At 54.8% G+C, this 620-nt stretch carries 2 protein-coding genes; one reads left to right on the plus strand and one right to left on the minus strand.

Annotated elements, in window-relative coordinates; translation table 11 throughout:
• Positions 1-180: hypothetical protein (locus ACOCD2_RS24890; protein WP_419596471.1), on the minus strand; the 180-nt coding region annotated here is incomplete at its 3' end.
• A 50-nt stretch (positions 181-230) separates the two neighbouring features.
• On the opposite strand from ACOCD2_RS24890, the gene ACOCD2_RS24895 reads away from it, so the two are divergent.
• Positions 231-551, plus strand: a complete 321-nt coding sequence (locus ACOCD2_RS24895; protein WP_368857483.1) for a DUF4231 domain-containing protein — start codon at positions 231-233, stop codon at positions 549-551.
• Positions 552-620 lie beyond the last annotated feature (69 nt).

Raw genomic sequence — 620 nt, forward strand, 5'->3', positions numbered from 1 at the left:
CCAGAGGGGAAGAAAAGTAGGCATCCAAACGTGGCGTCCAGTCATTGGGAGGCAAGTACGGAGCAGCAACGAGCTTGCGAAGTTGTTGCGTAGTGCTTGGTGACCAGGACGGCTGGGGCACGAATAGGTTGTCAAAGGCCGAGTCGATTTTGGGGACTGGGATGTCCCAAACTCTATCACGAGGTCGAAGACACGCTTGATTAAACAGCCAGCCATAGGGCAGAATTATGATGAATCGTCAGGAGAGCCAGCTGGAGACCCAAGAAGGAGAAAGCGCACCAGAATCAGTGGCGGCGACCCCTGCATGGCATCGCCTGGAAGATCAACTCCAGTGGTATGACAACAAGAGTACGCATTGTCAGAAGTGGTATAAGCGCCTGAAATTTACTCAAATTAGCCTGGCAGTACTGATTCCGATACTGAGTCATCTCGATCCGGTATATGCTAAGTGGACTACCTCGGTTGCTGGTGCCCTCATTGCTGTCTTGGAGGGGGGGCAGCAAACGCTGCCAGCCATGGAGAGCGAAGCGAAGGCTGGTAGACCCCAGTAGCCGCGAGGCCGCACTGTTTTCCCGGCGTGCCTTGCGCCAGAGGGAAAACAAAGTAGGCCTCCGAACGCG

The organism is Thiolapillus sp. (assembly GCF_048562965.1).
Classification (GTDB): Bacteria; Pseudomonadota; Gammaproteobacteria; order Chromatiales; family Chromatiaceae; genus Thiolapillus; species Thiolapillus brandeum_A.

Bases quoted from the DNA above. Each gene is read 5' to 3' on its own strand.
- ACOCD2_RS24895 (WP_368857483.1), top strand. From the start codon at position 231: ATGAATCGTCAGGAGAGCCAGCTGGAGACCCAAGAAGGAGAAAGCGCA.